Genomic DNA, 4,826 nt, shown 5'->3' with positions numbered 1-4,826 from the left:
ATCGCGCCTAGCAGTTGGCGAGTTCGATTGTAAACTGGATAACTAGAGGAAATTGACATGATTTCCGGTCGATCGTCCCAGTTGTAGATTGCACTCCACACTGGTTTACCAGCTTTCACCGGCGCGTCATACCAATCTTCATTACGGAAATCATAGTCTTCGGCTCCGATGACGCGAATCGGTTTTCCTTGATTATCCAGCGCATATCGTTTATACCGACCATTGTCAGAAGGTCGCATCAATTCCATATACAAACTACCATCACTTTCTCGACCGATCCCGATAAATTCACCTTTGACGCTGCCAAAGTTGACGTAACCGACATCTTTAAATATTTGCATTTGCTTGTAAAAATAACGACCCAAAAGTTCCAGGTCTTCTAAATTTAAGTTTCCTAACTCATAGGCAGCTAGGTTCATTTGGTTTATTTGATGGGGAGTAACTAAAAGAGTATCCAAGTGTTGAGAAATCCGCGAACTAGCTTGACTCTGTAACTGAGAAGCCAGATTTGCGATCGCAGTTTGTCCGTTTTTATAAGAAAGGTAGCCAACTATTCCCACAATGCCAACAATCTGTAACGCAAAGGGAACAATCAAGACAGTTCGCAGCGAAATTTTACCGAAGATCTTTTGAAAAATGGGAGTTTTAGTTGTGGGCATAAGTTTTCAAGTTATCTGTGGGTTAAAAAACCGGGTTTCTTTTGCTGAAAGAGCGTGCTTGTTTGGATTGTGCAAAGAAACCCGGTTTCTGATTTCCTCACTTCTTTTTCTAAAGATCGTACTTGCTTGGATCGTGTAAAGAAACCCGGCTTTTGATTTCCTCACTTAAAAGCTTTTCTTGCCACACGCTAAGCCATACTGACAGACATCAACTCATCTGCCATATCAAAATTCGCCGTTACATTTTGTACGTCATCCAAATCTTCCAAGGCATCCATTAACTTCATTAGCGATCGCGCCTGCATCGGGTCTGTTACTTCCAGCGTATTCCCCGGTATCCAACGCACTTCTGACTCGCTGACGTTAAAACCTTTTTCCTTTAAAGTTTTGCTGAGGTTTTCCAAGTTGGCGACATCGGTAAAAACTTCCGCACCTTCGCCTTCCTCCTCATCCTCAGTCAGTTCGTATGACTCGGCTCCACCTTCCAAGGATGCCTCCAACAGAGCATCTTCATCAACCGCACCGCGTAAAATGCAAACTCCTTTTTGCTGAAACATCCAGCTAACGCAGCCAGTTTCGCCCAAATTGCCGCCATATTTGCTCAAGGCAGCTCGCAAGTCGGCTGCTGTGCGGTTGCGATTATCTGTCAGCGCTTCTATGATGATGGCCACGCCTCCGGGGCCGTAACCTTCGTAGCGGATAGATTCCCAGCTGTCACCAGCGCCGAGTTTGCCAGCACCTTTGGCGATCGCACGTTCGATATTTTCGTTGGGAATGCCAGCTGCTTTTGCTTTTTCGATCGCCGTCCGCAGTTGAAAATTGCCTTCCGGGTCTGGTATTCCCGTGCGTGCAGCCACGATCATCTGCCGCGATAATTTGGCGAAGATTTTCCCTTTGACGGCATCCACTCTCGCTTTTTGCCGCTTGATGTTCGCCCACTTACTGTGTCCAGCCATAGACGCGATTTCAAACAAATACAATTAACTTCATCTATCCAATCTCTAGGATAGGCCGATCTTGGCCTCAACTGCTGCTTTTGTGCGATCGTCGCTCTCGGAACTATTAGCTTATTTTGCCTTTTTTGTCAAGTGTTCTGAATATCAAAGACGCGGTAAAGATAAATATGCTACAGATGGACAATAAAGCTTTTATTCCCCATACTATTCCCAAACTATTTGCAGATTGAGAACAAAACCAGGTAATATATCTTCTCCCGATAATTCAGTTGGAGATGACAGCACTTCTACTGGTTTTCCTTGGCGATATATTTCCACTCGGCGCGTTTTTCGGTTAATTAGCCAACCGAGTTTGACTTCGTTATCCATATATTCTTGCATTTTTTCTTGAGTTTCTTTTAAACTGTCAGTCGGTGACATTAACTCCAGCACAAAATCCGGCGCAATGGGAGGAAATTTTTCTTTTTCGTCGGGTGTGAGGGCATCCCATCTTTCTTGTCTTATCCACGCTACATCCGGAGAGCGATCGGCACCTTTGGGCAGTTTAAAGCAAGTTGAAGAATCGAAACAAACTCCCAATTTAGTTTGTCGATTCCAAATTCCGAAATCAACTGATATTTCAAAATTACTCTTCCCAGTTTCTCCCCCTGTAGGTGGCATAACAACTAATTCTCCTTTGGCATTGCGTTCAAACTTAACATCGGGGTTTGACCGACACAGTTGATAAAATTGGTCGTCGGTTAGTTTGATGACGGAGTTGAAATTGATAGTAACGGCAGTCATAAAGGTTTTTGCGATCGCACTCGTTTGAATAAGAAAAGTTAGATTCTAGATTTACCACAACTCTAAAATCTAGAATCATTAGGATTAGCCTACAATCTGCTAGCACAAATAGCCGCACCGATGAGTCCAACCTGCTGGTTAAGCACTATATGCACTGGCATCTTTTCCAGTAAAGGTCGCATCCTTCCTTTGTTAGTAAAAGCGTGGATAAAACTACCTTCTTGCATTAGAGGTAAATTTTTGGCAGCGATACCACCAGCAATATAAACACCGCCATAAGGTAGAAGTTTGAGAGCGAGATTGCCAGCTTCTGCACCGTAAGCTTCTACAAACATTTGCATCGTTTGTTCGGAGAGGCGATCGCTCTTTGCTAAAGCAGCTTTACTAATAGCAGCCGCTGGATCGACCGTCTTTTCAATCCGTCCGGTTTGTTGTTTCCAACTCCTCACAATTTCCTGAATTTCTGGTGATTCATGGCAATAGTTTCTGTCTCTTAAAAATTGGTAAATCGCCACAATTCCTTGGCCCGAAACCACCCTTTCTACAGAAATTCGATCGATATCGTGTTTATCCCGCAGGTATTTTAATAAATCGAATTCTAACTCCGAGCGGGGCGCAAAGTCAGCGTGCCCGCCTTCCGAACCGAAAACCTCATAGGTGTTTCCCTGCGGAACTAAAAAGCCTTGTCCCAAGCCGGTACCAGCGCCAATTACCGCGATAGGGGCGTCTGGTTGGGGTTGACGATCTTGCAAAGTGTGCAAATCTGACTCAGTTAGTCCCAAAACGCCATAACCAACCGCAGCAAAGTCGTTAATTAGAACGATCGATCCAATTCCCAGTTCTTTTTCCAGACGTTTGGCGTCGAGTGCCCAAGTCAGATTGGTCAGTTTTGCTGTATTGTTGACAACTGGGCCTGCGATCGCAAAACAAGCCTTTTGCGGTAAGGGCGTATAGCCCAAATGTTCTGCTGCTGCGCCCAAAAATTTCTGCACTATTGGCACCAAATCTGGATAGTGGGGACTATCGTAAGTCGCCTCATCCAAGCTGTACATCGATCCCTCTGCTGGCAACTCCACCAATCGCAGAAGAGTTTTGGTGCCGCCGATATCGCCTGCCAATAACAATGTCATAGCTTTCGTGAAACCGCATTACTTTATTTAGTTTCTCTCAATTAGGAGGTATTTCCTCCTCTCGTTACTGAACCGATCGTATAAGCGTTCTGCTGCTGTTGGTATCCTCTGTCAGAAGTAATCTCAAACTTTAGTGGAACCGAATTACTTTCTCCGTTCGGGTCAAATGGGAAGTATCGCCATTTAATTCCATCACCCATTCTTGCTCGTAACGGATAACTTTGACCAAACAGCACAGGGCGGCATTGATTTCAGGTTTGGTTGTGACTCCCAGCAACCCCATTGCTGCACCCACAACCGATGCACCGTGTCCCACTAACAAGATATCTTCTGGAAACTCATCTGCAAGGCTTCTGGCAGTTTGGCCCGATCGTTCCAGTGCTGTTTCTCCCATTTCCGGATATTCGGCGATGACGCGAGAGGTGTAGGTGAGGTCGATGCGGGGATATAGCGCGTGCAATGCTTCCAGGGAGAGTTTTTCTGGGTGCGATCGCATCCACCTTGGATTTAACCATTCACTCAATCCTGATTCAACTTTAATCGGCAAATCGAGTGCTTCCGCAACTTGGTTAGCTGTTTGCACCGTTCGCAGAAACGGTGAGGCGAAAATGTGAGCGATCTTTTCTCCCTTCAGGCGTTGCCCCAGCTGCATCGCTTGAATAAAGCCATTATCTCCTTCATCGCCATCATATAGCGGCGGATCGTAGGGGCGTTCTGCGGTTAAAAACCATTCGGGGTTTACAAAGTCGAGGCGGTTGCCGTGTCGGGCGATCCAAACAGTTTGAGGCATAATCGGATTTTGGATGAGAGGATTTTGGATGGCGAGGTAACTAACCAGAAGTTTCGCAATCCTCATCTAGCGTATCCAATAACTGACGCGGTGTTAAAATTGCTATTTCATTTACTTCTCGATATAGAATCCCTTTTTTATCCAATAATTCGCGTAATTCGGGCGTTTGCTGTTTTGGCGGTGGTGGATTTTTTCTGATTTCATCTGTTATTGATTGAACGATCGCTTCTATTAACTCTAAGCGCTCTAACACCGATAACTTATCAGCTTCTCTGTGGATCTCTTGCCAAGACATAGACATAGTTGTGACTCTTTGCCAATTATTCAATACTAACTTCCAAACATAAGGTCGGTGTTTATTTACTCGGCCAAATCTTCACTATTTCCATCCAACATCTCCAAAAACTCGCTTGGTGACAAAATCGGTAACGTAGCACCCTCAAAATCTCGAAGATCGCGGGTGATAATGGCGGAAATTTTTAACCGATTTGCACAAGCAAGTTGTACA

General features: G+C 45.0%; 7 protein-coding genes. 1 reads left to right on the top strand and 6 read right to left on the bottom strand.

What is annotated here, in order from left to right:
* Both H6S82_RS18580 and H6S82_RS18575 read right to left on the bottom strand, forming a co-directional pair.
* A partial coding sequence (locus H6S82_RS18580) for a cache domain-containing protein (RefSeq protein ID WP_191056528.1) occupies positions 1–659 on the bottom strand: 659 nt, incomplete at its 3' end.
* Positions 660–847: 188 nt separating this feature from the next.
* Positions 848–1,615: a YebC/PmpR family DNA-binding transcriptional regulator gene (locus tag H6S82_RS18575; RefSeq protein WP_190463177.1), complete on the bottom strand. Its 768-nt coding sequence runs from the start codon at positions 1,613–1,615 to the stop codon at positions 848–850.
* Between the two features lie 61 nt (positions 1,616–1,676).
* Here H6S82_RS18575 and H6S82_RS34110 point away from each other — a divergent pair, with 61 nt between their 5' ends.
* A complete protein-coding gene (locus tag H6S82_RS34110) occupies positions 1,677–1,802 on the top strand; it encodes a hypothetical protein (protein ID WP_255512186.1) in 126 nt (41 codons plus the stop codon).
* Between the two features lie 17 nt (positions 1,803–1,819).
* Here H6S82_RS34110 and H6S82_RS18570 read toward each other — a convergent pair whose 3' ends face one another.
* The 4 genes from H6S82_RS18570 to H6S82_RS18555 form a co-directional block, all read right to left on the bottom strand.
* Positions 1,820–2,398, bottom strand: coding sequence for a Uma2 family endonuclease (locus H6S82_RS18570; RefSeq protein WP_190463179.1), 579 nt, complete (start codon positions 2,396–2,398; stop codon positions 1,820–1,822).
* Positions 2,399–2,487: 89 nt separating this feature from the next.
* Positions 2,488–3,528: a glucokinase gene (locus tag H6S82_RS18565; protein ID WP_190463181.1), complete on the bottom strand. Its 1,041-nt coding sequence runs from the start codon at positions 3,526–3,528 to the stop codon at positions 2,488–2,490.
* A gap of 130 nt (positions 3,529–3,658) precedes the next feature.
* Positions 3,659–4,318 (bottom strand): histidine phosphatase family protein, encoded by a 660-nt coding sequence (locus tag H6S82_RS18560; RefSeq protein ID WP_190463251.1) that lies wholly within the window; start codon positions 4,316–4,318, stop codon positions 3,659–3,661.
* 40 nt (positions 4,319–4,358) lie between these two features.
* Entirely contained in the window at positions 4,359–4,619 is a 261-nt protein-coding gene (locus tag H6S82_RS18555; protein ID WP_190463183.1) for a hypothetical protein, read from the bottom strand.
* Positions 4,620–4,826 lie beyond the last annotated feature (207 nt).

It is taken from the genome of Planktothrix sp. FACHB-1355 (assembly GCF_014748295.1).
Classification (GTDB): Bacteria; Cyanobacteriota; Cyanobacteriia; order Cyanobacteriales; family Aerosakkonemataceae; genus Aerosakkonema; species Aerosakkonema funiforme_A.
Note: the sequence above shows the minus strand (reverse complement) of the source record. Positions and strands in the feature narration are given on the sequence as shown.

Coding starts and splice junctions, on each gene's coding strand:
- H6S82_RS18575 (WP_190463177.1), bottom strand. CDS start 1,615: ATGGCTGGACACAGTAAGTGGGCGAACATCAAGCGGCAAAAAGCGAGA.
- H6S82_RS18570 (WP_190463179.1), bottom strand. CDS start 2,398: ATGACTGCCGTTACTATCAATTTCAACTCCGTCATCAAACTAACCGAC.
- H6S82_RS18555 (WP_190463183.1), bottom strand. CDS start 4,619: ATGTCTATGTCTTGGCAAGAGATCCACAGAGAAGCTGATAAGTTATCG.
- H6S82_RS18565 (WP_190463181.1), bottom strand. CDS start 3,528: ATGACATTGTTATTGGCAGGCGATATCGGCGGCACCAAAACTCTTCTG.
- H6S82_RS18560 (WP_190463251.1), bottom strand. CDS start 4,318: ATGCCTCAAACTGTTTGGATCGCCCGACACGGCAACCGCCTCGACTTT.